Source organism: Streptomyces sp. NPDC012637, from assembly GCF_042954805.1.
Classification (GTDB): domain Bacteria; phylum Actinomycetota; class Actinomycetes; order Streptomycetales; family Streptomycetaceae; genus Streptomyces.
Genome location: NZ_JBIBDS010000013.1, coordinates 22,809 through 49,299 on the forward strand (window position 1 = coordinate 22,809; position 26,491 = coordinate 49,299).

Consider the following 26,491-nt stretch of genomic DNA (forward strand, 5'->3'; position numbering starts at 1 on the left):
CGGGTTTACCGTGCCCGCTGCCTAAGGGCTGTCCCGCAAAGACCCCTTACAGCTCCGGGAACGGCAGGGTGTCGTCCATCACCTGCAACAACTTCCGAGCAGGTGTCGCTTCCTCTGGCCGTACGGAGGAGGCGACGCCCTCGATGACTGACCGGCCTGCGCACACGGCTGTCCTTGAGGCCATCTCCCAGTCGGTTTGCTGCCGGTAGCTCGCATCGTGCTTGCGGTCCTGGGTCGCCGCAGCGGCGGAGTGCCACTGGTCGGTCCGGTAGATGCTTCCCAGCAGGTCCAACAACTCGGCCTTGCAAGCCACATGCGGGGACCCGGCCAGTTCGAGAAGGAACGGGACCGTGGGAGCTGTCGCCTCACCGACAACGAACCCCAGCGCGCAGATGGCATCGCCCAGGTCATCGATGGCGATGCGGGCCGTGTCCTCGTCCCCGTATGCGATCCGGGACAGCAGAGGGGGGATGCCGCTGGCTGCGGCGCCTGTCGCGTCGCGCAGTTCTCCCCAGCGGACCCCGGACAGGCTCCTCAACAGACTTCCCACGCCCTGCTCCTCATCAGATCTCCGTGCCGGCCCCGGCGGTGCCTTGAACATGGTGCAGCTATGGGTGAGGCCCTGGCCAGGCGACCTTTGACCGGGTGGTGCAACAGGCCACCGGCTGGCGCCATGATCTTGCTGTGACTGGAGTGATCACGGCGTCGGCCTCGTCCTGGATAGCCCCGTTCACCGGGCTGAGCCCGCGCTGCTTCGGCAAGCTGGTGACCGCGCTGCGCCGCGAGGGAGCCGACGAGGTGCGGCGGGGCCGGCCGTGGGGGCTGCCGCTGGAGGACCGGGTGCTGCTGGTCACGACGTACTGGCGCACCAACTTCACTTTGCGCCAGCTTGCCCCGCTCTTCGGGGTATCAAAGTCCGCGGCCGACCGCGTCATCAGACACATCGGCCCCCTGCTCGCGCTCCGGCCGCGCAAGCGGTTCCGCGGGAACACTGTGCTCATCGTGGACGGCACCCTGGTGCCCACCCGGGACCACACGGTGGCGGAGCAGTCCAAGAACTATCGGTACTCGACGAATCACCAGGTCGTGATCGACGCCGACACCCGTCTGGTGGTCGTGGTCGGTCGGCCGCTCGCCGGGAACCGCAACGACTGCAAGGCGTGGGAGGAATCTGGCGCCAAGGCCGCCGTCGGCAGGACCATGACGATCGCCGACGGCGGCTAAGGGCTGTCCCGTAAATGATCTTCTGGTTGCGACTGCGCCGGATCTCCAGTGGAGTGTCGGGACGCTATGTCGGCGCGCAATCTCAGGGGCTTCCGTCTGGGTGGTCGTCGAGCCAGGACAAGCCGCCGATGTCGAGGTGTCGGCGTGCACGCGTGACGGCCACGTAGGCAAGGCGAGCTTCTGCGGGGTCGATTGGCCTCGGGGTCGACTTGCCTTGGGCATCTTGCTCGTCTGTGTCCTTGGGCGGGGGGAAGTCTTCGCCGATCTTCACTCGTTCCCATTCCCGGCCTTTGGCTTTGTGGGCGGTGGAGATGGTGACTTGGGCGTGCGATTCCTGGGTGAGCTGGCTGACGGCGTTCAGGATGGCGCCGGTGCCGTGGGTGTCGACGAGGTCGACCAGGGGCTGCAGGTCGCGCCCGGAAGGGTCGTACGTGGCGTAGTCCTGCAGTGCTCCCCAGGTGGGGAAGAGGACGAGTTCGGGATGGCTGGTCGGGCGCCCTTCTTGGAGTTGGCGGGCGGCGAGAGCGAGGGAGCGCAGGCTGTCGCCTCCGCCGACGAGGGCGACGCGGGCGCCGGCTGAGAGGAGTGTCATGACGTGTTTCATGGCGCCGACGTTGGTGCGGCACAGGATTGCGTCAGGGGTGGTGAGGGGGCCGAGGTCGGTGGGTGTGGTGTCGCTGCCGGTGAGTCGCAGAGGGGCTCCGGCGATGGTGAGCCAGCGGTTGGCTTCCGTGGCGAGGGCGGGTCCAAAGCGGAAGGAGCGGGAGAGAGTGAGGTGCGTGCCGCGGAAGCCGGTCATGACGTCTTTGGCGCCGCGCCAGTGGTAGATGGCTTGGGCGGAGTCACCGACCATGACGAGCTGGGCGTGGTCGCGTTGATTGTTGAAGATGTGCTCGACGACGGGGTTGGTGTCCTGGGCTTCGTCGAGGAGGAGGAAGTCGGCGTGGATTTTCGGGTTGGTGAGTGACCAGATCTTGAGGAAGTGGTCGGGGTCGAAGCGGACGGCGCCGCCGTCGCGGTGTTGTAGGTCGGCCCATGCCTTATTGGCGTAGGGGAGGACGAGGTCGGCGAGCTCTCGGTGGTGTTCGGGGTTGTCGAGGCCGCGTAGGGGTGGAACGTGGCGGCGGGTGAGAACCGTGTCTGCGGAATGGCAGAAGCGGGTCACGGTCTGCAGGACGGTGTTGGACAGAGTGGTGGGCATGAGGGTGTGCTTAGCGACGCGGGCTGGCTTGGTGATGCCGAGGTCCTGTCCGGTCTGCCAGGCGGGGCGGCGGGGTGCGCCGAGGCGGCGTGTGTAGCGGTGGCCGATGGCTGCGTAGGCGAGCGAGTGGGCGGTTCTGCAGGTGACGGTGGGTGGGAAGCGGGTGGCGGCTTCCTGGGCGATGGCCCGGTTGTAGGCAAGGTAGCGGCCGCAGCGATGGGTGCGGTGGGCGAGCAAGGCGAGGGTGGAGGTCTTTCCTGTGCCGGCGCCGGCCTGGAGGGCCATGTGATCTCCGGCGTGGAAGCGGTCGGCTGCTTGGGCCTGTTCGTCGGTGGGCGTGAACACGTGGGGTGCTCCGGATCGGGTGATGACGCTGTGACGGGTCAGGGTGCTGCTGTCGGCTCTTCGGTGGTTCGGCGTGCTCAGCTGCGGCGTCGGGGGGCACGCGGCAGTCGGGTGGCCAGGTACTTGTGGTGAAGCAGCGGGTCGAAGGGCTCCCAGTCGGCGAGGGCGAGGTCGGGGGCTGCAGTGGTCGCCGCGTGGGTGGGGCACCGCTGGGTACGCCAGCGGACCTGCTCGCTGTACGCGAGGTGTCCCAGGTCATAGACGGCGATGTCGGATGCGGGCAGGGCAAGTTGTTGGGTGCTGCGACGGTGTGGGGTGGCTGCCGTGAGAGTCCAGCGTCCCGGGGCGGTTCCGGGAGCAAGGACCGGGTTGGTGCAGCGGGTGCGTCGCATGGTCTGGGCCACGCACTGGATGTCCTCGATGGCGGTGGCGGCGATGTACCGGCCATAGAGGAGTTGGACGACGGGGCGCGCGGGTGTGCAGGACTCCTCGGGGTGGGGTTCGGTCCCGGTGTTGTGCCCTGGGGTGAGGATTCCCGCTTCGGTCAGGCGGCGGGTGTTGAGTGCGAGGCGTCGCCTGATGTCGCCCAGGGCGGGTGGGAGTGCGCCGAGGGTGGTGCGGACCGGGCACAAGGGAAGGTGTGCGAGGTAGCACCAGGGGCTGCCGTCGCCGGCAGGGTGGGCGATGCCCGAGGCGAGGTGCCATCGGTGGCCTGCGGGAACGAGTGCCGCTGGGATCTCGACGGGATGCAGGCTGACGGGCTGGTGGCCGTGGGTGGCGTGCCAGCTGATTCGGTTGCCGCAGTCCCGGCAGCGAGAGTGCTGGGCGATGCGCAGCAGGCGGCTGGGACTGTCGTGGGCGACGGTCAAGGAGCGCCTTCGGCCGTGGGTCTTGGGGGTGCCGTCCCAATGGCGGCCTGTGCTGTGGGTGGAGTGCATGGGTGTGAAGGTTCCAGGTGACACACCGGAAGTACGGCGTCTGTCGCCGCGGGGTCGCCTGTTCGGCCCATCGGATGGGTTCGCCTGCCCGAAGAGTCGGGTTTTCGTTCGAGGAGCGTGACCGGTTCGGGTGGTCCTGCATGGCGGAAGTTGGGGCTAGTTGGCGGCGCTCGGCGGCTCGTGTTCATGACATAGAGCGGCGAAGAGTTCCGCGAACGAGACGCCGAAGGCATGGCCGAGGGCGTGCCAGGTGTCGAGTGATCCGATGGTTCGACCTTGCTCGATTTCGATGAGGGTGCGCCTGGATTTCCCGGTCCTTTCGGCGAGGTCGTCGTAAGACCAGCCGCGTTCGCCCCTCAGCTGCGCGAGCCGAAGGCGGAGTGCTTCGAAGTTCGGCTCGGGCGGCAAGATCGTCACCCGACCATCCGACGGCGGAGCCGTCCACCCTGTCAGTGCAGACCTCTGCCCTATTTGCGCGGCCCTGGGGGCCGAGCAAAGGGCAGAGGTCTGCACTACGGTGTGCGGCCGTCATGACACTCCCCCAGCGACGCCCTTTGGCCTGGCCTGTCCGAGGGGCGGAAAGGAGTCCAGGGGCCGATGAGGCTGTGCACCATGCGCCTTGTGGCGCCGCGTACGTGGACCGTCGAGCTACGGCCCCTCCCCCAGGGACCGCTCCTCATCTGCCTCCACTGCTCCTCCAGGCCCACGATCCACGGCCGACTCGCGCGGTCCGCCGCCCTGGCGCACCTGGCACAGCACGCCCGTGCCTGCCCTGTCCCGCCGCACTTGCGTACATGTCAGTGCCACGAGCGCGGCTGTCCGTGGCATCCGCGGCATCGCGGCTGCGCCGGCCCGGTCCTGCTCGTCCTCGCGCGGGAACACGGGGGCCGCCTCTGGCGGCTCACCGACGCCTGCGCGTCGTGCGCGCACGCAATGACCAACGCGTCCGTCGTCCCGGAGACCAGGAGCCTCTCGCCAGCGCCCCTCCCTGCTCATTTGCTCATCGTTCGCCCCGCCCGGAAGCGCAGTGGCGGTGCAGACCGACGGCTGGCCGGGGAGATGCTCAGCTACCTGGCTGCCTCCCTGCCGGCATCTACGCCCCCTGCCACGCGGATAGTGGCCCTCCAGGCCGTCTTGCGTGCGGACGCCTCCAGTCGCCTCAAGCTGTCCAAAGGGCTGATCCGCAGCGCGGGCCAGGGCGCAGCCGCAGCGAACTGGAACGAGCTTGTCAGGAGCCGATTCATCGTCCCGGATGCAGATCAGGGGGCGGTCTACACAGGCCGGCTCACCGATCCCATGGCGGGGATGCCCTGTCGGGCGGCACGACGGCGTACCGCCGACTGGGCGCTGCGAACAGCCCACCCCGCACGCGCGCGCGGGCTCGGTGCAACCGGGCAGCTTCTAACGACAAGCCTCACTGCCCTCGACCAACGGACTGACCATGAAGGAAGTGCCGACACCGAGCAGCTGGCCCGAATCTGTGGACTGTCGCCAGAGAGGCTGATGTCCGAGCTCGAACTCCTGGTGGATGTCGGCGTCTTGGCTCAGTGGAGCACTGCCTCGGCCGGGGAGGAAACGTCCTGGCGAATGTCATGGCACCCGGCAGTCAGCGCTCACCCGGACAGAGAAGACGACGGTGAGGAACCTGCTGGGACTTTGGCACCCGCTGATGGCTGAGATGGCTCTGTCCGCAGTTCCGTGAACGGACATGTGGCAGGGAGCGAACGTGCCGCATGTGGCACTCTGGCCGGATGGCAGAGAGTGACTGGGAACGCGCGGTAGAGGGCTGGATCTGGAACGAGAACGTCCAGCCCTTCTTGGCTCTCTTGGCGCGTTACGCCGGCTATCACTTCAATGCCACCGACCGGCAGGCGGTCGAGCTCGGCCTTCAAGCCACCGATGATGAGCACCCGGATCGCTGGTACAGCTATCCACTCGTCGGATCGGACCATCACCTTGAAGTGCACCTTGCCAAGGCCGTGGGTGGCGATGAGGTTTCTGTCCGCGTGGCGGGAACTTCTGACCCTGAGCTGCTGCTGAGGGCGGACACCCTGATAGCGGCCTTTGCCACCAAGCTCGTCGCATGAGGCGAGCGTGAGTCGCAGCCTCCTGGCTGGGTGAGAGTCCGGCTCCGGAGGAGGGCGAACGAGGCTCGGCCATACATGGCTCGCTTGAGCGTTTTCACCCGGTTCACGTGCCCCTCGACGACCTCGGGGCTCCAGGGCAGAGTCAGCCCGGCGGTCACCGCGTCAAGATCCTGGCGAAGGAAGATGGGGATCTTCGATATCGACTCGACAGCCTGGCTCCCTTCCGCTGGGGAACCGACTCGGCCCGCACCTGCAGTGTCTGCACCGGGCCGATCTCGGCGACGGGTCCTCACCAGGCTTGGCTCTCCCGGGTGGTGGCGACCGACGTCCTGCCGCTACTGGTCAACGCTTGCTCCCAGGCGTGCCTCGACGCTCTGCCACCTGGGGCGAAGGGCTACATCCCTACACTTCATCGGGGCGGCGCGATCGAGCGGCCTCCGCCGCGTTGACCGTCGTCACCCGGGGCTCACAGTGCTGACATGCAAGAGCCGTTGCTGTCCTCGTACTGTGCAACCTTGCTGAGAAGTTCGACGCAGTGGACGCGACAGTGGGCGAGGACGTCGTCGATGTCGTAGCCGGCGAAGGTGACGTTGCAGACCCAGCGTGTTGGGCGACGTGTTCCACTGTCGCCGCCTCCGAGTCGCCAGGCCCGCCACAGAGGCCGCAATGGATCGGCGGGAGCGCGCAGCCTATGGGGTACCGGGTGGGTGTGGAGGTTCACCGAGCAGGCGTGCGGTCACCCGAACATGGGGTGGCCCTTTTCAACGAGCCCCATCAAGCCTCCATAGGCTTCGGAGCATCCTGCTCGGATTGCCGGACCACTCCAGCAGCAGGTACCCGCGCTGGTGACAGGCCAAGTCGCGAAGGTACGGGCGATGTCGCAGGCCGTGGTGATGTCAGGGCAGGCGAGCCGGACCTGAAGCAGCCGCTGGTCCTGGCTCTCGGTGAGAGTGTCGCTCCCCATCAGGGCCACATGTTTGCGCTTGTGCCCTTCGCGCTCGTCGAGGCCGCCTCGACACTCCTTGACGGTGGGCTCGACGACTGGCGCCTTGAGGCTCGAGTGGGCGTGCGACTCAGAATGGATACGCCCGCGGACGGAAGTCGGCCCAGCTGCGGCGCAGAACAGGTGGGCCTCGTCCGGCTCCGGCTGCAGCCTGGCACCCTCATCCAGACAGTGGAGTGGTCCGGTTGGCTGTCCACCGGGCAACCGGCGTGAAGCGAAGTTCACACGCGTCTCATCAGCGACCTACGCAGCGTTAGGTGGGACACGGGTGGGTGGTCAGCTCCGTCAAGACGAACCTGCGGTCCGGTAAGCCGGGGCGGACGTGTGCGGGGGCCAGGGGCCCCGTGTCAGCAGTCTCCCTGGTCTGCGTCAGAGGAACCACACGGACTTTCATGATCATTCATTTTGCATACGCATGTGCACTCGCGGTCACGGAAGGAGTCGATCTTCACTCTTTCGTGTGAGACAACTCAAGCCGCTTTGAGCAAGATTGAGCCAAGCCCCCTTCACGCACATCCAGCGGGTTCCGCCAGGCGAAGCTTCAACTTGACAGGAAAGTCATAAGGTTTGATCGAACGACCGGCATATTCACATCGCTCAAGCCAAGATTTTCCGCACAGTGCAGCACCTTCATCCGCGTGACCGGCCTGGAGGGCCGATGAGGTCGGCGATCCACCCGATCATTGACTGCGGGTGGCATGTTTTTGCACGAGGCAAGAGCGGCTGGAATCGCTGCGGGAGATCCGCTTACTGTTTCGCCGTCGGGAGCGGCCGGCCAGTCTGACCGGCCGCCATCACACGCAAAAGCCCCGGAGCGGTAGGGCCACTCCAGGGCTGCGCGACCAAGTCAAAGGAGTACGTTCCTCTTGCTTGCTCGTAGTGACCGAGGTGGCTTCAGCGCGCCCTCGGACTTTGGTGAAGTTAGCATTCCGGCCTCTCCGGCCGCATCCCTCCGCGGCTTCCGTGACTGGCAAGTCACGGTGCCCCTGAGCCTGGTCGTCATCCTCGTACTGGTCGTGTACGCGGCCACCGTCGACCCCGTTTCTCCTCTGGTGGCTTCCGCCACGGGGCTCGTGTTGTGCACGGCGACGGGCATGTCCGTCCTGCGCTATCGGCGTATCCAGCTGACGTAGCACGAGATCACCTGGCTGCCGTGCCCGCTGTGCCTCCTTCAGGTCTTCGGCCAACGGGTACGGCAGCCGCTATGCACAGTCGTCATTTCGCACCCCTGAGTCGGGGCGAACGATGCGGCATCAGAGGGAGAAATTAGTATGGGCTCCAGTGCACCGCGGTTTGGGTACTGCGCCTTTTGCGATCGTCGCATCCGGCACCGACCTGGTCCGGGGCGCCGACGAGCGTATTGCGATGCCACGTGCAGGCGTCGCGCGCAGCGTCAGCGAGACGCGGAGCGGGCGTTGGCCTCCGGGGAGGAGCGGCGCTGGGGGCAGCCGGTATCTCAGCACGTGCACACGCTGGCGGTGCGGCTGGTCGAGGCGGAACTGGCGTCGGCTCCCCTGGCGGAGGTGATAGACCTCGCCGACCGAATGCAGCGCGAGATGGCGTACTTCGTCGCCGTCGCCGTGCACGATGCACGGTCGGCGGGAGCGAGCTGGAGGGACATCGCCAAGGCGACGCGCACCGCGGTGGAGGTCGCCCGGACGCGGTGGAGTGCGGGCAGGGTGAAGCGACTGTTGAAGCGGCGTGCGCTTGAGCAGGCGATGCATGCCCCGTTGCCCTCGCACGTGGTGATGCCCAGGGCGGCTGGTGAGGCTGAGCTGAATCCGCCTGGGCGCAAACTGGCGGCCGCGTTGTCATATCTGCAGCGCAAGTCGCCTGTTTCCATCGCCGAGGCAGCGCGACAGGCCGATCTGTCGCCGTCCTACATCTCCCGGATCCTTGCTGGGGAACGCCTGCCGGCGTGGTCGGTGGTCCATATGATGGCGACCATCTTCGGCGGTACCGCGATGGATGTCCGGCTGCTGTGGGAGCAGGCTCAAGGGCTGCCGGCTACGTCGCGGTTGTCGGTGGAAGCCGCCGCTGATCGGCTACGCAGTGCGCTGCGGGGGCTGCATCTTGCTGCCTCATGTCCCGATCCAGCTGAGCTTTGTGCCGGCTCCCATGTCGTTCCAGCCGTCGTTACAGCGGCGCTTGCGGGTGATCTCGTTCCTGATTGGCCGACGACGGCGCTTTTGGTGACGCGCCTGCAGGCGGCGCCGGCCGACGTGCGGCCTCTGTGGGAAGACGTGCACTACGCGTTCGTCGCCGATGAAGGTCTCTTTCCTGCAGATGGACTGCTGGTGCGCCGTGATGGCGCTGCCTCCACCTGACAGGCTGGCTTCGCAAGTCTTGAAAGGACAGGGCCGTGTATCCGGCCGTGACGCTCTCTCCTCGTGCTCGGCGCCTGCTGTCCCAGCCGAGCAGCGTTGTCTGTGTCGCTTCCATGCCGCTCGCCTATCAGGCTCTTAAGGAAAGCAGCCAGCCTGTCTGGCGGTGCTACGCCGAGGCGCGGCTGGCCGATGCTCAGGTGGCGCGGGAGGCGGTCGACGAGGCTTTTCGCAACCTGGCGCTCATCTGGAGCGAAGCACTGTGCAGCGACCGGCTGGCTGCGCTCGCGTGGCACCTTCTGAGCGTGGCGGTTTCCATCCGGGCGCGGTCGGGGGGCTGCGAGACGGGGAGCAGACCGCCGGGGGCTGATGTGGAGCTCTTGCACTGCCGTCTGGGCCTGCCCATCGAGACTACGGCTGCTCTGATGGGCACAGATCCTCTTGCTGCCCGGGCTTTGCTGTCGTCTCCTCGAGGTGGTGCGCCGGACTGACGTTCCGCTCGCGCAGCATCGTTTCCTTCGTCGTGTGCGCCGTTGCGCGCGGGGGCACACTTTTCTCTCCGCCGCGCACCTGATCAACGTCTGTTCTGGCTTTCCCCCGAACGTGTTCTGGCATGCCGTGAACTGCGCCTTTACCATGGGCGGTTCCTGCAGCGGAGCTGCGATTTTGCCCTTGTGGCGGAGGGGGATGCATGCGCATGGTCTACGGGGCGTCCAGTGCCCGGGGCATCGACATCACCACACCGAGCATGGCGCGCATGCATGACTTCCTGCTGGGAGGCATTGAGAACTACGAGTCCGACCGTGCGGCATGCACCGCGTTACTTCGGGTGGCGCCTGACATCCGCGAGACGACGCGCGACAGCCGTGGCTTCCTTGAGAGAGCGGTGCGCGTTCTCGCCGCTGAGCACGGCGTCCGCCAGTTTCTTGACCTCGGCTCCGGTTTGCCGACCCGGCGCAACGTCCACCAGATCGCACGGGATACGGATCCGACCTGCCGGGTCGTGTATGTCGACCGTGATCCGATTGTGCTGGCACACGGACGGACCATGTTGGAGGAGAACTCCAACACGTTGGTTGTCGAGGCGGATCTGTCTGATTCCGATCGCCTGTTTGAGGATGCTGACGTGCGGCGACTCATCAGGCACGACGAGCCGACGGCAGTCCTGCTGGTGTCTGTTCTGCACTGTTTCGGGGAAGAGGCGGAGCCGGCCGAGATGATCAGGAGAATCGTGGACCGGCTGGCTCCGGGGAGTTTCCTTGTGCTGTGCCAGTTGGTCAGCGACCAGCCTGACGTGCGGCACAACATCACCGGCGTGATGCAGCAGGTCCTTCGCGAGCACTGGGGACGTGTCCGTTCCAAGGGCGAGGTCGCTGCGTTCTTCCACGGGATGAGTCTGCTCAGCCCTGGGCTGGCGAATGTCGCGGACTGGCGTCCTGCAGGACGGCCGGCGCCCACCAGAAGTGGACCTCTCCAGGAGTGGGGCGGTGTGGCACAGATCTGACTCGCTCAGTCAGCATCCAGATGCGCATCGGGGTCGCTCTCCATTGCCCTGATCTTCCTGCGGTATCGGTCGACAGCATCACGCAGGATCTCCTTGCTGCGCTCACGCCGGGCTGCGACAAAGGCGAGCTCAGAGAGCACATGCCTGTAGCGCTCCACGTCGGTGGGGCGCGTGAGGTACATCGCGCTGTCGATGTGCTCAACGTAGACGACTTCCGAGGGGCCTCCGTCGTCGAACAGCAGGTGGGTGATCGGGTAGGTGGGTGACCTGAGCGCTGAGGCCTCGAACTCGACAATGTGGATGTTGATGTCGCTGATCTCGATGGCTTGGATCAGGTGCATGAGCTGGGCGCACATGACGTGATAGCCGCCGACGGGGCGGCGAAGGATCCCCTCGTCCAGCAGCGCGACGACCTGGGGGCGGGAGGGACTGCGCAGCAGTTGTTGTCGGCCGATGCGGAGTTTGACCCTGCGGTCGTTGTCCGGGGCGCCTGGCAGTGCCGCTTCCACGACGGCTCTGGCATAGGCGGGGGTCTGCAGGAGGCCAGGCACCACCTGGTTTTCGTAGGTGCGGATGGTGCGGGCGGCCCCCTCGAGGCCGATGAGCTGGCGAAGGTAGGTGGGTGTGACGTCGCTGTACTGGTGATACCAGGTGCTGTTGCGGGTCTGCTGCAGCAGGGCGAGGATCTGCGCTTCTTCGTCCGCTGTCACGTCGTAGAAGCGGACCAGGTCGGTGACGTCACGCTCTTTGGGCGGGTGGAGTCCGCGCTCCAGGCGGCTGACCTTGGACGTCGACGCACGGATGATTTTGGCGGCTTGTGCGAGGGTGAGGTTCTTCTCGATACGCGCGTTGCGTAGTCGTTCGCCGAGCAGTCGCGCCGCCGCGGTTTCTGACTTCATCCTGGGCAGCGAGGTAACGGTTGCTGGGGCGGGATCCTGCGGCACGGGGCCGACGGACATGCGGACTCCTGCGGAAGACGGATACCACCTCGTAGTCTTCCAGAACCGTGCCCGCACGTCCGACGATCACTTACACCTTCACGTCAAAGAGCGAGGGAGTCGAACTCTCCCGCCTTCGCTCCGTCGATGAACGCCGCGATCTCTTCCGGTGTGTAGACGAGCGCAGGTCCGTCGGGGAAGCGGGAGTTTCGCATCGCGACCTTCCCGTCGATGAGTTGGGCGACCTCGACGCAGTTCCCCTCGCCGATGCTGGCGCTGGCCTTCCGCCACCGAACACCGTTCAACTGGGCTGCCGGCATGCCGTTGCTGTACTCCATCACAAACCCCTTTCGGCTGGTCAACCGGTACTTCCGCCGTGCGGTGCAATCCCGTATGCAATTGCACGGCGGGGGTGGGCAGGAGCCTAGCGACGGCAACGTTCGGGCGAAGTCCCCCGAAAGGGTTCCGCACTCTGCGGGATGGGCAGGCCACGGCTGCTGGCATTTCCCCCTCCCCCGCACCAGCGACCAGGAGCAGAGCATGCACAGGCATGGCACGTCCTTCGAACGACCGTGGGGCATGTCGCTGGGAGTCGAGGTCCCGCGCTTCAGCGCCCACCGCCTGAAGCCGGAACTCACCGCTCTGGCCGGCGCCCGCAGATTTACCCGCCGCACCCTCGGCAGCTGGGGCAAAACCGCGCTCCTGCGGGATACCGTCAGCGTTGTCCACGAACTAGTGGCCAATGCCGTTTGCCATGCCTACCCCCAGCCTGATGGCCGCGGCAGCATCTGGGTCAGCCTGTCTGAGTCAGCCTCGGGGGTCTGGTGCACGGTCGTTGATCCTTCGCTGGCTCCCCCACGACTACTGGCAGACGACGTGCTCGGCGCACGAGGGCGCGGGCTGCTCATCGTGCAACAGCTCAGCAGCGTTTGGGGGTTTCGACTCCTTCCGAACGAGTCAGGGAAAGCCGTGTGGGCCCGGCTCCCCCATGCGGCCTGCTCGACCGACGGCGGCAAGCGCAGCGAGCCCAGGCGTGCGGTGGCGCGCACGAAGGGGTAGGCGGAGCTTCGTTGAAGACACCGTCCCTGCCGCTTCGCTTGTACGTGGACAGCCGGAACCTCAGAGGGCAGGTCTGACAAGGGGCCCCGCGCGGCCCACGCCGTTCATGGCCGCGTACAGGCACTCGCGCTAAGGCACCTCGATCGTGTGGTGCGGGGCCGTTCCTAGATCAGGACGTGGATGGCGGAGGCAGGCTCAGTGTCATGACTGAGGTATTCGAGCAGACCCCTGGCCTGGTCCGGATCCGGATCACGGCCGCTGACATGGCCACCGCCCAGGAAGCCGCCAAGCAAATCTCGCAGTTGTGGCTCTCAAGCAGCTACCGTCCAAGGCGCGTTCCTGGCAAGGACGGGGTACATGTACAGGTCGACGCGGACCTCCGTCGCCGCCCAGAGGACGGCGGCATCGCCGCCCTGGAAGATGACGGTGGGCCGGGTGTCGCCGTGGTGTGAGATCGGCAGGAGGCGCAAGCGGGTTGGCGCGAGGTGCTCAGGTGTTCGCGTGGCGTGTTCCCTGTCCACCCGGACAGGAGCTTTCGGAACGCCAAAGGTTGCCAGACCAGGGGTGGGGCAACGCCCAACCGGGGCGCTACCCCCCCGTCATCTAGCAGTGGGGTACGTCAGTCCAGTTGAGTGAACCTGGGCATCTCACCGGTCACTGCGGCGTTGGTGGCTGGCAGCGCTGTGGGATGGATCCGGATGTCACTCACGTAGCCGTTGGCGTATTCGCCGTAGGCACCCTGGTAGAGGCGGCGGCCGATCTGTATGCCGCCATCAGCGTTCCATGAAGTGCCGGCATACGTCCTCGCCCCTGAGAGACGGCCGTCGACGTACAGCAGCAGCTGGTTGGTGGAGGCGTCGAACACGCCGACCAGGTGTGTCCATCGGTCGGCCACTGCTGTGGTGCCGTAGGCGGCGGAGAAAGAGGGACCTGCGGCCCCGTCGTGGTGTCGTCCGAACGCCCACGCCTTGGCCGCGGACGAGTAGTACAGCTGGAAGCCGTTCGCGTTGCCACCGGAGTCCGACTGGGAGACGAAAGTGGAGTTTGAGGACAGCGAGGAGAGCTTCACCCAGGCGGAGACGGAGAAGCTGCCGGCGGTATTCACTGCCGGGTCGGTGGTGGTTGCGTATCCGGTGGTTCCCGAGAGCTTGAGTACGTTTCCTCTCGTGCTGTCGGACGCCCAGCTGTAAGCACCCGTGAGAGCGGCGGTGAGGGCGCCGGGAGAGTCCAAGGCCGAGGCCCCTGCTCCCTCGTTTAGGCGCCAGCCGTGTGTGGCGGTGCTGGCGACGGCTCCCAGGGACGTGACGGTGGCGAACGCCGCCACGGGCTTCTCGGGGTCCTGGGGCGGGAGCCCCGCAAACTCCACCAGCTGGCCGCTGCTGTCGACGGCGTAGAGTTCCGGGTTGCCGTCCGGGCCGCCAGTGGGGCTGTTCAGATCGCCGGGCGACATCACTGAGGGGAACTGTGCCTTCGACAGGACTGGGGTCAGCGGCGTGGGCGGGTAGTCCTTCCACCCCGGGGCGGCTGCCGATGTCCAGTTCTGGGCGACTGTTCCGTTACAGGTGTAGATCTGCAGCTGGGTGCTGTTGGCCGTGCTTGCGTTGGGGTCGTCCAGGCACTTGCCGGAGGCTGTGTGTATCAAGCTGCCCGAGGTGCCGAGTGTCCACTTCTGTGCGTCGGATCCGTTGCAGGTCCACAGCTGGACCTGTGTGCCGTTGGCGGAGCCGTTGCCGTTGACGTCGAGGCAGCCGCCTAGCGCGCGGATGCTTCCGTCGTCCATGCGAGTCCAGGACTGAGCCCGGGATCCATTACATGTGTACACCTGGACGTTTGTGCCATTCGTGGTCTGAGCTCCGGCAACGTCCATACAGATTTTGCCGCCACCGGGGACTGTCACCGCTGAAGGGAAGGCAGTCCGTATGGGTGCGTGCAGAAGGTTCGGCATGTAGTTCTGGTCCACCGTGACGGGGAATGTGTACAGCGACCCGCTGACATCGTCTCGTGCCCACAGCGCCGGCTTCCCGCCTGTGACGGTGGTCTTGCCGTCGACCGTCGCGAGGGTGCCGCCCACTGTTCCTGGAGCGATGAGTGTGAAACCGGACCAGTCGCCGTCACCGAGCAGGAGCGGGGACTTGAGGTGTGCGCCACCATCGGTCGCGTAGATCCACAGCTTCTTGTCCTCGACAGTGATCACTGCAGGAAAGTTGGCGGGGTTCTGGTACAGATTGCCGGGCGTGATGATCTGTTCGATGTTCCAGGTCGTGCCGTTATAACCGGCAGTGCGGCAGCGAGTGCTGTCAGGCACCCAGTCCTCGGTTTGGCAAGGTTCCTTCGTGACGACGTTGAACCGCTTGCCGATGAAGCCTCCGTAGGTGGAGAAGGTGCCGCCGACATCCTCCTTCGGGACGAGGTCGTTCTTGACGATGTACAGCTGGTGGGACTGCTTGTTGTACGCGAACAGATCGTCCACTTCGGTGCTGTGCAGACTGCCCCGGTGTGCGATGAGGTAGTTGTCCCAGCCGGTTCCGTCGGGGGTGTGTGCCCTTGTCGCCACGGTCGCGGGTCCGCTCGCGGGGGCGGTGGGGTCGAGCGGTGGGCTGCTCGGAGCAGGAGTCACCGGCTGCGCGGCGTCCTTGTTGCCGGGGATGTGAAGCAGGTCGCCAGTGCGAGTGGTGGCGAGCAGGTCGGGGATGCCGTCGCCGCCGATGTCGCCAGGGGTGATCTTGGTGTCGGGGTCCCACGGCACAGCGTAGGTGTAGCCGACAGGTGCCTGGGAGAGGTTTCCGGCCTTGTCCACTGCCGCCACGTAGAGCGTATGGACGCCCCAGGCGGTGACGGGGATCTGCACTGTCGCTGTCGAGGCGCCGGAGCCGTCCGTGCCGCTGACAGGGACGGGCGTTCCGACCTGAGCGGTGGGCTGGGCGTCGAGGCGCCACAGGAAGTGGTCGACGCCGCTGGTCAGACAGGGGCCTGGGGTGCAGGTGGCGGCCGGCGTCTGGTCGCTGGCGGACACGTCAAATGTCGTGGTCTTGCCTGGTCCCGCATATACGACGGGGTTACCAGCCCCGTTTCCTACTTGCGGGAAGGAAGCGTTGGGCGCGATGTCGGGTGTCTTCGGCGGGCTGAAGTCGGTGCGGAACCAGCAGTGAGTCGAGACAGGGGACTTCAGGTGTACGGCGGCGTTGTCCTCGGCGTAGACGTTCCAGCCGTACTCGTGGCCGTCCTTGAGCGTGACTCCGACGGGCACGGCAGCGTCGGTGCCTGATGCGACGTAGGCGCTGACAGGCGTGGCGATGGTGGTCGGGTTGCCGTTGGTGAGGACGGTTCGGTCCCAGAAGTTGTAGTGGGCGCGGGCGAGTTCACCGGACACGTTTGTGGTGAGTGTGGAGTGCAGCTGGAGGTTGCTGCCTGCATCTGAGTAGGAGGTGGCGCCGACCCAGCCGACTCCGCTGGTGACACAAGGGCCGGAGGCGGCGGCCGCCGACGGCGTGGTGTGCAGGTTGGTCGGCGTGTTCGGGGGGATGTCGAAGGTTGTTATCAAGGTGACGACGGTGGACAACCGGAGGTAGTTGTCGTTGCTGCTGGAGATCGTCTCGTCGCCGAAGAGCCCGATGGTCCACCAGTCGATGCCCGCGTCGGCGATCTTCTGAGTCTGCCCGGTCACGGTGAAGCTGGCTGTGCTGTTGCTGCAGCTGCTGTTCGGGTTGGCCGCGCTGGGAATGGTGGTTGTCACCGGCGGATACGTTCCGTCGACCGTGGCCGGCTTGTTGTTCCAGTCGGTGCTCGAGTTGATCGAAGCTGTGGTGTGCAGGGTGATGGGCTGGTTCTTCGAGCAGTCCCAGCTCGCGGCGTATGTCGACGGGACCGAGATGATCGCCTTGGAGACAACCATCTCTGGCGCGAGACCGCTGGTGTTGATGGCGTAGTAGGACCGCTCGAGACCTACTCCGCAGGCGCCACCCCAGCGCTGGTAACCCACGCCCTCGCCGTTGGTCTGTGGTTTGTCGTACTGAGGGCTGTCCGCGCACTGCGGGCTTGAGTAGACCTCGGTGAAGTGGCCCGACTTGCTGGATACGGGGTTGGTGTACGGATCGATGTACACGGGATACACAGTGTCGGGGCCGTCCAGAACGGCAGAGGCCGGTCGCAGGGTGACTGCAGAGGACGAGGTACTCATGGGCACCTCGTCGACGAGGGCGCCCTCTCCCGGGCCGTCCACCGAGGAGACGGACGTAGAGGCAGGGACAGGGCCCTCGGTCGCGGTGACGAATGCGTGCCGCAGAGAGGTGGCGGCAGAGGCTCCGGAGGTTGAGGAGTCCCACATGATCGGGCGTGGGGAGACGTAGTTCAGCGTTCCGTTGGCGGTTTTGGCTTCCATGCCTCCGGACGCGGTCGGCGTGAGCTGAAGACCGTCGGTCGAGACCGAGAGTCTCAGTTCCTTGATCCGTGGGTCGGCAGCGGCGTCTGCGTCATGCACGATCAGTACGTCGCTGAACCCGCCCTGGTCGGTGACGGAGACGGACAGGTCGACGCCGGGCAGCACGGAGGTGTAGAGCGCGGTATCCCCCGACACGGTCGGTGAGGGCAAGGAGAAGGGCATGGTGAACGCGAGTCGGCTACCGTCCTCGTGCGTCAGTTGCACCATGGGTCCGGTGCCGCCGCCGGAGAGTGCGATCCCGTGAGGGCTTGCTGTCGGCGACCAGCTGCCATCGCCGTTCTGACGGAGCGTGGCATCGACGGGTACCCAGTTCCCGTTTTTGCGGACTCGAACGGGCATGATGCTCGTCGAGTTCGTGAAGGTTCCGTCTGCGTTCGCAACGACTTCGGAAATCTCTGTCGTGAGCGCATCGACTCTCACGGCGTCTCCGCTCGAGACGGCTTGTTGTTGCGCCGCAAGCAGGTCGCTGTCGACAGCTAGGGGCGCGTCCTCTGCCCAGGCAGGGGCGGCGGGAACAGACAGGCTCAAAACGGTCAATGACCATATGAAGCCCCGGATCGATGCCAGGCGTCTGAGCCTGCTCGGATGCCGGACGCGACGGTAAAGCATTTACCAAGCTCCTTGAAAGGGTGAATGAGGTGGAGGAATTGATTCCCCCAAGCGTGACAGTCGAGCCTCCGGAGAGGCGCCTGCGATTTGCCCGGTTAGCTGGCTCTTACTCCCCCGCGAAGCGGGCGGATCGCACCATCGCGGGCGCCTCACTCCTGTCGAACCTATGAGCGAGTCACCGTATTGATAAGCCCCAGGTACATCAATAGCCTCCCGTCGATCATGCGCGTCGCATGATCGACGCAAGGCGTCCTGGGTGGGACGCCGGGGGGTGGGGAGTGCCAGGTGACTGGTAGACGTCGCTGGTTTGCGGCCAACAGAATTCGGTTCTGGGGAGGTAGAACAGGCCTGGTCGTGGCGATTTCGGCCACACTGGCACTGCTTCTGCCTTTGGTGTTCGCTCAGGGCTTGGGGCTGCAGATCCCTGGAGTGAGCCAGGAGGACGACGACTGGGAGACTCGGGGCGGCCAGGCGGGCCAGTACAGCTTCGACGGAGAGGTCTGGAACCCCAAGCAGGTCTCTGAAATCACCGGTGTAGGTGGACACGCGCTGGCGCCCGGGCCTCGTCAGGGACGTCCGTCCAGCCAACGGCCCCTCAAGCAGTACAAATCGCAGCGAGCCGTCTGGCCTGAGGCAGGCTCTGCCACCGTCCAACTCACTGCGAATAAGTTGTCCCGCAAGGGCATGACCGGTCGGGCTGCCGAGAACGCCGGCGCTCTCACCAAGGCCGGCCCTCTGCCTGTCTGGCTGGCGTCTGCATCCTCACCGCCCCCTGCGGGGAGCCCAGGCACAGCTGCTTCAGCCGAGATCCGCGTTGAAATGGCCTCGCATGAGCGGGCGACTGGAGCAGGGGTCAACGGGATGCTCTTCGCCCTGACGCCCACTCGACCGGACACCACCGCAGGTAAGGTCCAGCTCGTCGTCGACTACAGCAAACTCGCCAAGGCGTACGGCGGCGGGTACGGCTCGCGTCTCCAGCTGGTACAGATGCCCGCTTGCGCCCTGAGGACCCCTGAGCGCCCCGAGTGCCGCACGAGGACGGCGATCCCCTTCGCGAACCGTGGCACAGCAGACCAGCTCGCCGCCACGGTGTCACTCGATGCACCTGCCTCCGCGGGACTGGCTTCCCGGACCGCGATGCTCTCCCAGGCGGCCGAGGGCACCGCGATCGGTGTCACCTCGGGCAGCGGTGGCTCCCAGGGCGACTATGCCGCAACCTCCCTCAACCCCTCGGGTACGTGGCAGACCAGCGGCACCGGCTCCTTCACCTACTCGTATCCGATCAATGTGCCGGCCGGTCTCGGAGGCAACGCGCCCTCCGTCGCGCTCGCCTACGACTCCCAGGAGGTCGACGGGAAGACCTCCGCTCGCAACTCGCAGTCTTCGTGGATCGGTGACGGATGGAGCTACGATCCCGGATTCGTCGAACGCACCTACCGCGCATGCGGAACACTCCGCGACAGCAACGGCGACCGCGTTCTCAAGGGTTCCGGCGACAGCTGCTGGGGCGGGGCGAACGCCCAGCTCTCCTTCGGCCCTCACTCTGGTGTCCTGGTTCCCGATACGAAGCAGAGTGGGGTGTCAGGTCTGCTGCGGCAGTGGCGACTGCGCGGTGACAACGGCACGATCGTCCAGGAGCTCTCTGGAGCCCAGAACGGCCTTGAGGACGGCACATACTTCCGCGTGCTGACCACCGACGGCACAGCCGCCTACTTCGGTTCGAACCACGCCCCTGCAGGCGTCGGTGTCGCCGCCGTTCCACAGACCGGCACGCCCACCGATGCGAGCACCGACTCCGCCTGGGGTGCCCCGGTCTTTCACCCGCAGTCGGGAGACCCCTGCTACGACTCGGCCAAGGGTAAGGGCTCCCGCTGCGCCAAGCCGGAGGGCTGGCGCTGGAACCTGGACTTCGTTGTCTCCCCCAACGGTCTGGTCCAGCGATACGACTACTCGCCCGAGTCGAACTACTACAGTCTTGGCGGCGGGCAGGCTCCAGACGGCGAGTTCGGCACGCTCACCTCGTACGTGCGAGGCGGCACGCTGACTTCGATCTCCTACGGGTACGTACTGGAAGACGCCCGGGCCGGGCGGCTGCCCTCGGCACAGGTCGTCTTCAACACCAAGCAGCGGTGCCAGACCGACGCCACCTTCACGGACTGCTCGGCCAGCAACCTCAAGGACGAGACGGCATCGCACTGGCCCGACGTCCCATGGGACCTGCACTGCGACTCCACCGACACGACCACCATCCCCGAGGGGGCCACGTCCGTTCCCAAGGACGTCTGCGTCATCGCAGGCCCCACCTTCTGGTCCACCAAGCGCCTCGACTCCATCACCACGATGGTCCACGTCAAGGACACGGACGCTCAGGTCGACAAGCTCGTTCCGGTCGACTCCTACCAGCTCGGGCACGTCTTCTCGGACGCCGGCGGCACGGTCGATCCGGTCACGGGAACGTCCGTGGACCCCGAGCACTCGGGATTCCTGCAGGCAGTCATGTGGCTCCAGACCGTGCAGCACACGGGCAAGGACACGTACGCGAACGGCAACAGCGACATCACCTTGAACAAGGTGGCGTTCACCGGCACGGAAATCGACAACCGCGTCAACGACGTCATGCCATCGGCTCCGCCGCTCTACCACCCTCGCATCGCCACAATCCAGACGGAGACCGGTGAGTCGATCGCCGTCGACTACAACCTCGACCCGTGCGCGGGCAAGTCACTGTCCTTCGCGAACGCGGATGCCAACACGCACTCCTGCTACCCCGTGTACTGGCGCGTGCCTGGTGCATCGAAGCCGATCGAGGACTGGTTCAACAAGATCACCGTCCGCACGGTCACCACGTCGGACCTCACCATCGCGGGGAGCTACAAGCCGAGCGGCAGCGCAGCCCCCGCAGGCTCATCCGCGCGGGTCTTCACCTACAGCTACGCAGGCGCCGCCTGGCACCGCGACGACTCACCGTTCACCGATGACCAGTACAGGACCTGGGGACAGTTCCGCGGTTTCCGCACGGTAACGGTTCAGACCGGGCGAGCACCCGAACCCGTCACCCAGACCGTCTCCACCTATCTGCAAGGCATGGACGGCGACTACAAGGCCGACGGCAGCCGCCGCTCGGTCAGTGTGGACGCCAGGGTGGGCGGTTCGGTCGTGCAGAGCGTCGTCGACTCCGACCCGCTCGCGGGAAGGGAGCTGCAGAAGGACGTCTATACCGCTGCTGGCGGCAGCATCACCGCCACCACCGTCAACGCGCCCATTACGTACTCCACCACTGCCACCAGTGCCCAGACTGCCTGGAGCGACTGGGAGCAGACAGATCACCCCGGCGAGACCAAGCCCGCCCTCTCAGCGCTGCCTCCTCTGGCCTCATATCGGATGCAGAAGACGGAGAGCCACGGCTACGCACGGCTCGCCAACGGGACGTGGCGTCATACGCGAACCGACAGCACGTACGACGCACAGGGCCGCCCCTCCGCAACGGAGGCGTACGGAGACGTCAGCGACGCGAGCCAGAGGAAGTGCTCGACCACGACGTACGCCAGCGCGCCGGCAAGCAATCCTCAGATGATCTCGTATCCGTCCCAGGTCACCCTGGTCAACGGAGCCTGTGGCACACCAGTAAGCGCCACCACTCTGCTGTCGGACCGGAAGATCTACTACAAGGGCGACGGCAGCATCGCTCCTGCAGGTCTTGGCACCTTCGGTGAAGTCTCGGACACCGCGCTTCCCACCGCCGTGCGCAACGCCACCGGCTTCACCGGAACGACGGAGAACTGGCAGACAACCGCGGCCATGAAGTACGACGCGATTGGCCGCGTCACCGACTCCGTGGACGCCGCGGGACAGAACACTCACACCGACTACGCGCCGGCATGGAGCGACGCCGGAAGCAACACCAATCCCACGACGGTCAAGACCACCAACAGCAAGAACTGGGTGGTCACATCCACCCACTCCCCGCTGCGGGGTCTGGAAACACAGAGCATCGACGCCAACGGCCGCAAGACCGAGGTCACCTACGACGCCCTTGGTCGCCGCACGGCCGTGTGGCTGCCAGGACGTGACAAGGGCGCAGGCCAGAGCGCGAGCCGTACCTTCTCCTATTCGATCAACCCGGGAGCTGTCGCGGCTCCGGGTGACACCGTGACGCAGCCCGGAGCACCGACGTCGGTCACCACCAAGACGCTGCGCGAGGACGGCACGTACTCCGTCAGCGTCGACATCTTCGACGGCATGCTCCAGCCGCGCCAGTCACAGGCCACACCACAGGGCGACAGCGACACCGGGCGAATCATCGCAGATACCTTCTACGACTCCCACGGCTGGCCCGTCACGTCCTACGCCCCCTACTACGAGTCGACCACCGGGCCTTCCGGGACGCTGTTCGCCGCCAACGAGAACGAGATCCCGGCCGAGAACACCACGACATACGACGGCCAAGGACGGCCTGTCCGCTCCACGTTGTGGCACCAGGCCGTCGAACAATGGCACACCACCACCCGCTATCCCGGCGCTGACCAAACCGACGCCACCCCGCCCGCCGGCGGGCGTCACACCTCGGTCTACACGAACGCGCTCGGACAGACGGTGCGCACCGTGGTCAAGAACACCGATGCCACGGTGACTCTGCAAGCCGGAGACGTCATCCCCTCGGGCACCGCGCTCACCTCGAACAGCGTCCGGGTGGCGATGGAGGCCGACGGAAACCTGGTCCTCAGCGCGATCTCGACCGGCAAGACCATCTGGTCCAGCGGTACCTCCGGGAACCCCGGCGCCTTCGCTCGGCTCGGCACCGACGGCAATCTCGTGGTGACAACCACGTCGGGTGTCGTGAAGTGGACGACGGGCATCTCCGCGACCACGGGAGCCACCTTCCAGGTCCGGAATGACTCGACTGCCGCAGTTGTGGCCTCGGACGGGTCCACCATCCTCTGGAAGCAGGGCACCGCAGGAGCCGTCCCCCCGTCGAACTCCTCGACCACCTACACGTACACGCCCGCCGGACAGGTCAGTACGATCAAGGACAACGCGGGCAACACATGGTCCTACGCGTACAACCTGCTGGGACAGAGGACTTCGCAGTCGGACCCCAACGTGGGCACCACGACCTTCGACAAGTACGACGTGGTCGGCAACTTGTTGCAGACCACGGATGCGCGCGGCCAGATCCTGTCGTACACCTATGACTGGAACAACCGCCGTACGGGTGCGTACACCGGTGCGTGGCAGGCGGTTCCGGACGCGGCCAAGCTTCAGGCGTCCTGGGAGTTCGACACTCTCGCCAAGGGATACCCGACTTCGTCAACGCGTTACGTCGACACCGCCACCGGCAGAGCGACGTACACGAAGGCGGTTACCGGCTACAACACGGCCTACCAGCCGCTCGGAAGCACCCTGACCATCCCTGCCGCGGACGGCTTCGCGGCAGCGGGCCAGAGCGCGGCGCCTACCAGCGGCACCGTCACCTACAAGATGACGGCGGACTACACCCCCACCGTCGGGCTGCTGTCCACTACCCACTACCAGGCTGACGGCAACCTGCCGCGCGAGGACGTTGACTACGGCTACACCCAGCAAGGCAACCTCGACGTCTTCGGCGGCTACATCAACGCCGCCAACACACCGGTCTATCTGTCGAACACCGTTCACGACGCCTTCGGCCGCGTCCAGCAGACCAACTACGGCCTCAGCGGCAAGCAGCTGGCGACATACGCCCAGTACGACAGCACCACCGGTCGTGTCACACAGACCTCCAGCATGGTGCAGACCTCGGCCACTGCTCTCGACGTCGTGAACTACCGGTACAACCAGGTCGGCGAGGTCACCGCGATCGACGACCTGCAAAACAACAGCACGCACGACACGCAGTGCTTCACCTACGACTCCTTCCAGCGCCTGACACAGGCATGGACCGACACTGCAGGGATCACCACTCCCACGGCAGCACCTGTCGGCGCAGTCGGCGGATGCAACACCAACCGCGTCCAGACGACGAGCAGCGGCCAGATCAAGACCACAACAGTCGGAGGGCCAGCCGCCTACTGGCAGACCTACACCTTCGACCATCTCGGAGACCGCACCGGCATGGTCAACCACGACCCAGCCGGCAATGCGCTCGCCGACACCACCCAGTCCATCGCCTACCCGGGCGTGGACGGCACCGTGCCCACGGCCCTGCCCAACCAGGCAGGCAACACCGTCGACGCCAACCCCACCAACGGAACCGCGACCTGGACGAACACATACACAGATCCGGCGTACGCCAACAAGAACGCCGGCAACACCATGACCCGCAAGGTCGCCACCACAGGACCCTTGTCCACGGGCTTCGCCATCTCCGGCGGGGGCAAACTCTGCGTGGAAAACGCCAGCGGCGCCACCACACCGGGCACCAAGGTCCAGATCAACACCTGCAGCACCACGAGTGCGGCACAGAGATGGACGATCGGCACGGACGGCACGGTCAAGGTGCTCGGGATGTGCCTGGACACCGCCTCCAACGCCACGGCCGCCGGGTCGCTCGTCGTGATCGATACGTGCAGTGCCGATGCGACGCAGAAATGGAAGGCCACGACCACAGGAACCCTCGTCAGCGCCGCGAACAGCGCGGTCTGTCTCACCGACCCCGCAGCGAGTGCAACCAAGGGCACCCAGCTGACCATTGCCGCATGCGGCAGCGCCGGACAGGTGTGGAGCACCGCTTCGACCGGGGCCATCCCTGCCGGTCAGACACAGACGCTCACGTACAACGCCGAGGGACGCACCGCGTCGGTCACGACCCAGTCCGGCACGACCAGCACCGCCAGCAAGTACCTGTACGACGCCGACGGCGCCCTACTCATGCAGACCAGCGTGGTGGGTGGCGCCGACAAGACCCGCATCCTGTATCTCTTCGGCGGCGCCGAACAGATCACCCTGAATGTGACGGCAAAGACCTGGACCGGCCTGCGCCACTACAAGGGACCCGACGGCACTACGATCACACGCACCAGCGCGGGAGCCGTCAGCTACCAGATACCGAACGCCCAAGGCACGTCGACCACTTCGATCGACGCCAACAACCTTCTCGCCACACGCCGCTACTTCGATCCGTACGGCAACCCACGAGGGCCCAAGCCAACCTCCTGGGTATCGCCCGACGAAAATCGAGGTTTCCTCGGTCAGCCCCTGGACGCATCGACCGGCCTCAACCTGCTGGGCGCACGCAACTACGACGCCAGGACAGGCCGATTCCTCAGCCCCGACCCGATCTTCCAGGCCGGCGACCCCAACCAGATGGGCGGCTACACCTACGCGGCGAACAACCCCGCCAGCAACAGCGACCCGAGCGGCCTGGACCCCTGGGCCAACTCGGACATGAACAAGCCCTGCGGCTCGAACTGCCCGACGGCCACACCCTCAACACCCGGAGCCACTCAGACCCAAAGCTCCTCCGGCGATGCTGGTGACGGCGGATGCGGCAGCGACTGCGTCGGGTACCACGTCCAAGAGGTCGCAGACGTAGTTGTCTTCGCCCTAGTCGTGACCGTCGACCTCGCCGCCGTATCGATTTGCATCGAGGCCACCTTGGGCTTCGGCTCCCCGGAATGCGTGGCAGCAGGTACGGAAGCCTTCGTCGCGACGTGCTCCTACTACGCAGGCGACTGCGGGATGGGCTCCCTGGAACCAACCGCCAAGTTCCGACCCGCCGGCTCGGTGAAGGGCAAGTTCCGACCCGCTGTCAAGGCGGGAGCCAAGGCTTCGGCAGAGGCTGCCCTGACGGAACCTAAGGGCGCTGCCGCCCGGGGAGGCGCCAAGGACGCCGCTATCGATTCGATCGGCGGAAAAGCTGCCGCCCCGAGCAGGGCTACCGTTCAGGACGGCGCGACGGCCGCCGCGGCGGCGTCCACGAAGGCGGACGAGCCTAGCGTGGGCAACGCTGGCACCACATGCAGCTTCTCACCTGAGACCCCCGTACTGATGGATGACGGCACATCCAAGCCGATTGCTGAAGTCACTGCCGGTGACGAGGTTGAAACCGCTGACCCCGAAACAGGGAAGGGTGAAGGGGCTCGCACCGTCTTGGCCACCTGGGCTAACGACGACAGCGACCTGATCGATCTCAGCATCCGTCTTCAGGACGGCAGCACTAAGACGCTACATACAACGTCGGAGCACCCATTCTGGGATCCGGAAGCGCGCGCGTGGGTGCCGGCCGGAAAGCTGACCCCAGGCGAAGCGCTCACCACCGACGAGGGCCGCAAGGTCCACGTCGCAGCCATCCGCACAACACCCGGAACGGCCACCCGGTACAACCTCACCGTTGACCAACTCCACACGTACTATGTGCTGGCAGGATCCACGCCGATCTTGGTTCACAACAAGTGCGGTGAGGGTGAACCCGTCTATCGGGGCGATTCAAGGCCTCCGGAGGAGATTCAGGCCGAGGGAGGATTCCAGCCCCAGGACGCTTCGAGTCAGTTCTCTCTTCTTGAGTACGCCAGCGATATTCGCAACAAGAGTCGCTTCGTTGGAACCTCGACGAGTGCGGAGATTGCTGCAGTGTACTTTGGCGGACGGGAGGGGTACGTGTATGAGATTAGAGGGGCTCCAGGGGGCATAGACGTCAACAAGGAGCTTGGCCCTCTCAGCCCATCGCCACACGAAAAGGAAGTGGCTTTCGACGGCGGAATCCCCTGGGAATACGTGACTCGGATCTGGAAGAAGGATGAATGGGGTGAGGTTGACTTCACATACGACGAGCCGATCTGGGAAAGGTGACGCCATTTCCCGCTAGCACGTTCCTAGAGGGTGCAGTTGTTTCAGGTGTACGTTT

The 26,491-nt window shown here is 65.8% G+C and carries 15 protein-coding genes and 1 pseudogene; 9 read left to right on the forward strand and 7 right to left on the reverse strand.

Annotation, left to right across the window (positions count from 1 at the left end; all coding sequences use genetic code 11):
- Nucleotides 1–46: 46 nt before the first annotated feature.
- Nucleotides 47–550, reverse strand: coding sequence for a hypothetical protein (locus ACFY8W_RS36305; RefSeq protein ID WP_391115053.1), 504 nt, complete (start codon nucleotides 548–550; stop codon nucleotides 47–49).
- Nucleotides 551–684: 134 nt separating this feature from the next.
- Between ACFY8W_RS36305 and ACFY8W_RS36310 the strand changes: the two are divergent.
- Nucleotides 685–1,221 (forward strand): annotated as a pseudogene (locus ACFY8W_RS36310) (transposase family protein); the annotation flags it as partial.
- Between the two features lie 85 nt (nucleotides 1,222–1,306).
- Here the strand turns inward: ACFY8W_RS36310 and ACFY8W_RS36315 are convergent.
- From ACFY8W_RS36315 to ACFY8W_RS36325, 3 genes are all read right to left on the reverse strand, one after another.
- A complete protein-coding gene (locus tag ACFY8W_RS36315) occupies nucleotides 1,307–2,770 on the reverse strand; it encodes a UvrD-helicase domain-containing protein (RefSeq protein WP_391115056.1) in 1,464 nt (487 codons plus the stop codon).
- A gap of 77 nt (nucleotides 2,771–2,847) precedes the next feature.
- Nucleotides 2,848–3,639 carry a DUF6083 domain-containing protein gene (locus ACFY8W_RS36320; protein WP_391115059.1) on the reverse strand — a complete coding sequence of 264 codons (792 nt, stop codon included), beginning with the start codon at nucleotides 3,637–3,639 and terminating at the stop codon, nucleotides 2,848–2,850.
- 225 nt (nucleotides 3,640–3,864) lie between these two features.
- Complete coding sequence (locus ACFY8W_RS36325; RefSeq protein WP_384407861.1) at nucleotides 3,865–4,125, reverse strand: helix-turn-helix transcriptional regulator; 261 nt, start codon at nucleotides 4,123–4,125, stop codon at nucleotides 3,865–3,867.
- Nucleotides 4,126–5,459: 1,334 nt separating this feature from the next.
- Between ACFY8W_RS36325 and ACFY8W_RS36330 the strand changes: the two genes are divergently transcribed.
- The 5 genes from ACFY8W_RS36330 (at nucleotide 5,460) to ACFY8W_RS36350 (ending at nucleotide 10,626) form a co-directional block, all read left to right on the forward strand.
- On the forward strand, nucleotides 5,460–5,795 hold the full coding sequence (locus ACFY8W_RS36330) for a hypothetical protein (protein WP_391115061.1): 336 nt from the start codon (nucleotides 5,460–5,462) through the stop codon (nucleotides 5,793–5,795).
- Nucleotides 5,796–7,778: 1,983 nt separating this feature from the next.
- Nucleotides 7,779–7,931: a hypothetical protein gene (locus ACFY8W_RS36335; protein ID WP_391115064.1), complete on the forward strand. Its 153-nt coding sequence runs from the start codon at nucleotides 7,779–7,781 to the stop codon at nucleotides 7,929–7,931.
- Between the two features lie 330 nt (nucleotides 7,932–8,261).
- Nucleotides 8,262–9,125 (forward strand): helix-turn-helix domain-containing protein, encoded by an 864-nt coding sequence (locus tag ACFY8W_RS36340; protein ID WP_391115067.1) that lies wholly within the window; start codon nucleotides 8,262–8,264, stop codon nucleotides 9,123–9,125.
- 35 nt (nucleotides 9,126–9,160) lie between these two features.
- The gene (locus ACFY8W_RS36345) at nucleotides 9,161–9,613 is read left to right on the forward strand and encodes a hypothetical protein (protein ID WP_391115070.1); all 453 of its coding nucleotides are present in this window, start codon (nucleotides 9,161–9,163) and stop codon (nucleotides 9,611–9,613) included.
- Nucleotides 9,614–9,813: 200 nt separating this feature from the next.
- Nucleotides 9,814–10,626: an SAM-dependent methyltransferase gene (locus ACFY8W_RS36350; RefSeq protein ID WP_391115073.1), complete on the forward strand. Its 813-nt coding sequence runs from the start codon at nucleotides 9,814–9,816 to the stop codon at nucleotides 10,624–10,626.
- A 5-nt stretch (nucleotides 10,627–10,631) separates the two neighbouring features.
- Here ACFY8W_RS36350 and ACFY8W_RS36355 read toward each other — a convergent pair whose 3' ends face one another.
- Together ACFY8W_RS36355 and ACFY8W_RS36360 are read right to left on the reverse strand one after the other, a co-directional pair.
- Nucleotides 10,632–11,585 (reverse strand): helix-turn-helix domain-containing protein, encoded by a 954-nt coding sequence (locus tag ACFY8W_RS36355; RefSeq protein ID WP_384407871.1) that lies wholly within the window; start codon nucleotides 11,583–11,585, stop codon nucleotides 10,632–10,634.
- An 83-nt stretch (nucleotides 11,586–11,668) separates the two neighbouring features.
- Nucleotides 11,669–11,902 carry a DUF397 domain-containing protein gene (locus ACFY8W_RS36360; RefSeq protein WP_391115076.1) on the reverse strand — a complete coding sequence of 78 codons (234 nt, stop codon included), beginning with the start codon at nucleotides 11,900–11,902 and terminating at the stop codon, nucleotides 11,669–11,671.
- Between the two features lie 202 nt (nucleotides 11,903–12,104).
- Here ACFY8W_RS36360 and ACFY8W_RS36365 point away from each other — a divergent pair, with 202 nt between their 5' ends.
- Nucleotides 12,105–12,623, forward strand: coding sequence for an ATP-binding protein (locus tag ACFY8W_RS36365; protein WP_391115079.1), 519 nt, complete (start codon nucleotides 12,105–12,107; stop codon nucleotides 12,621–12,623).
- Nucleotides 12,624–12,826: 203 nt separating this feature from the next.
- A complete protein-coding gene (locus ACFY8W_RS36370; RefSeq protein WP_391115082.1) occupies nucleotides 12,827–13,075 on the forward strand; it encodes a DUF6207 family protein in 249 nt (82 codons plus the stop codon).
- Nucleotides 13,076–13,242: 167 nt separating this feature from the next.
- Here the strand turns inward: ACFY8W_RS36370 and ACFY8W_RS36375 are convergent, their stop codons facing one another.
- On the reverse strand, nucleotides 13,243–17,598 hold the full coding sequence (locus ACFY8W_RS36375) for a ricin-type beta-trefoil lectin domain protein (RefSeq protein ID WP_391115084.1): 4,356 nt from the start codon (nucleotides 17,596–17,598) through the stop codon (nucleotides 13,243–13,245).
- 933 nt (nucleotides 17,599–18,531) lie between these two features.
- Between ACFY8W_RS36375 and ACFY8W_RS36380 the strand changes: the two genes are divergently transcribed.
- Nucleotides 18,532–26,436: a polymorphic toxin-type HINT domain-containing protein gene (locus ACFY8W_RS36380; protein ID WP_391115087.1), complete on the forward strand. Its 7,905-nt coding sequence runs from the start codon at nucleotides 18,532–18,534 to the stop codon at nucleotides 26,434–26,436.
- The last annotated feature ends 55 nt before the right edge of the window (nucleotides 26,437–26,491 follow it).

Excerpts from the sequence above, each read along its gene's own strand:
- ACFY8W_RS36330 (WP_391115061.1), top strand. The coding sequence starts at position 5,460 with ATGGCAGAGAGTGACTGGGAACGCGCGGTAGAGGGCTGGATCTGGAAC.
- ACFY8W_RS36350 (WP_391115073.1), top strand. The coding sequence starts at position 9,814 with ATGCGCATGGTCTACGGGGCGTCCAGTGCCCGGGGCATCGACATCACC.
- ACFY8W_RS36355 (WP_384407871.1), bottom strand. The coding sequence starts at position 11,585 with ATGTCCGTCGGCCCCGTGCCGCAGGATCCCGCCCCAGCAACCGTTACC.
- ACFY8W_RS36360 (WP_391115076.1), bottom strand. The coding sequence starts at position 11,902 with ATGGAGTACAGCAACGGCATGCCGGCAGCCCAGTTGAACGGTGTTCGG.
- ACFY8W_RS36365 (WP_391115079.1), top strand. The coding sequence starts at position 12,105 with ATGCACAGGCATGGCACGTCCTTCGAACGACCGTGGGGCATGTCGCTG.
- ACFY8W_RS36370 (WP_391115082.1), top strand. The coding sequence starts at position 12,827 with ATGACTGAGGTATTCGAGCAGACCCCTGGCCTGGTCCGGATCCGGATC.
- ACFY8W_RS36380 (WP_391115087.1), top strand. The coding sequence starts at position 18,532 with ATGCTCTTCGCCCTGACGCCCACTCGACCGGACACCACCGCAGGTAAG.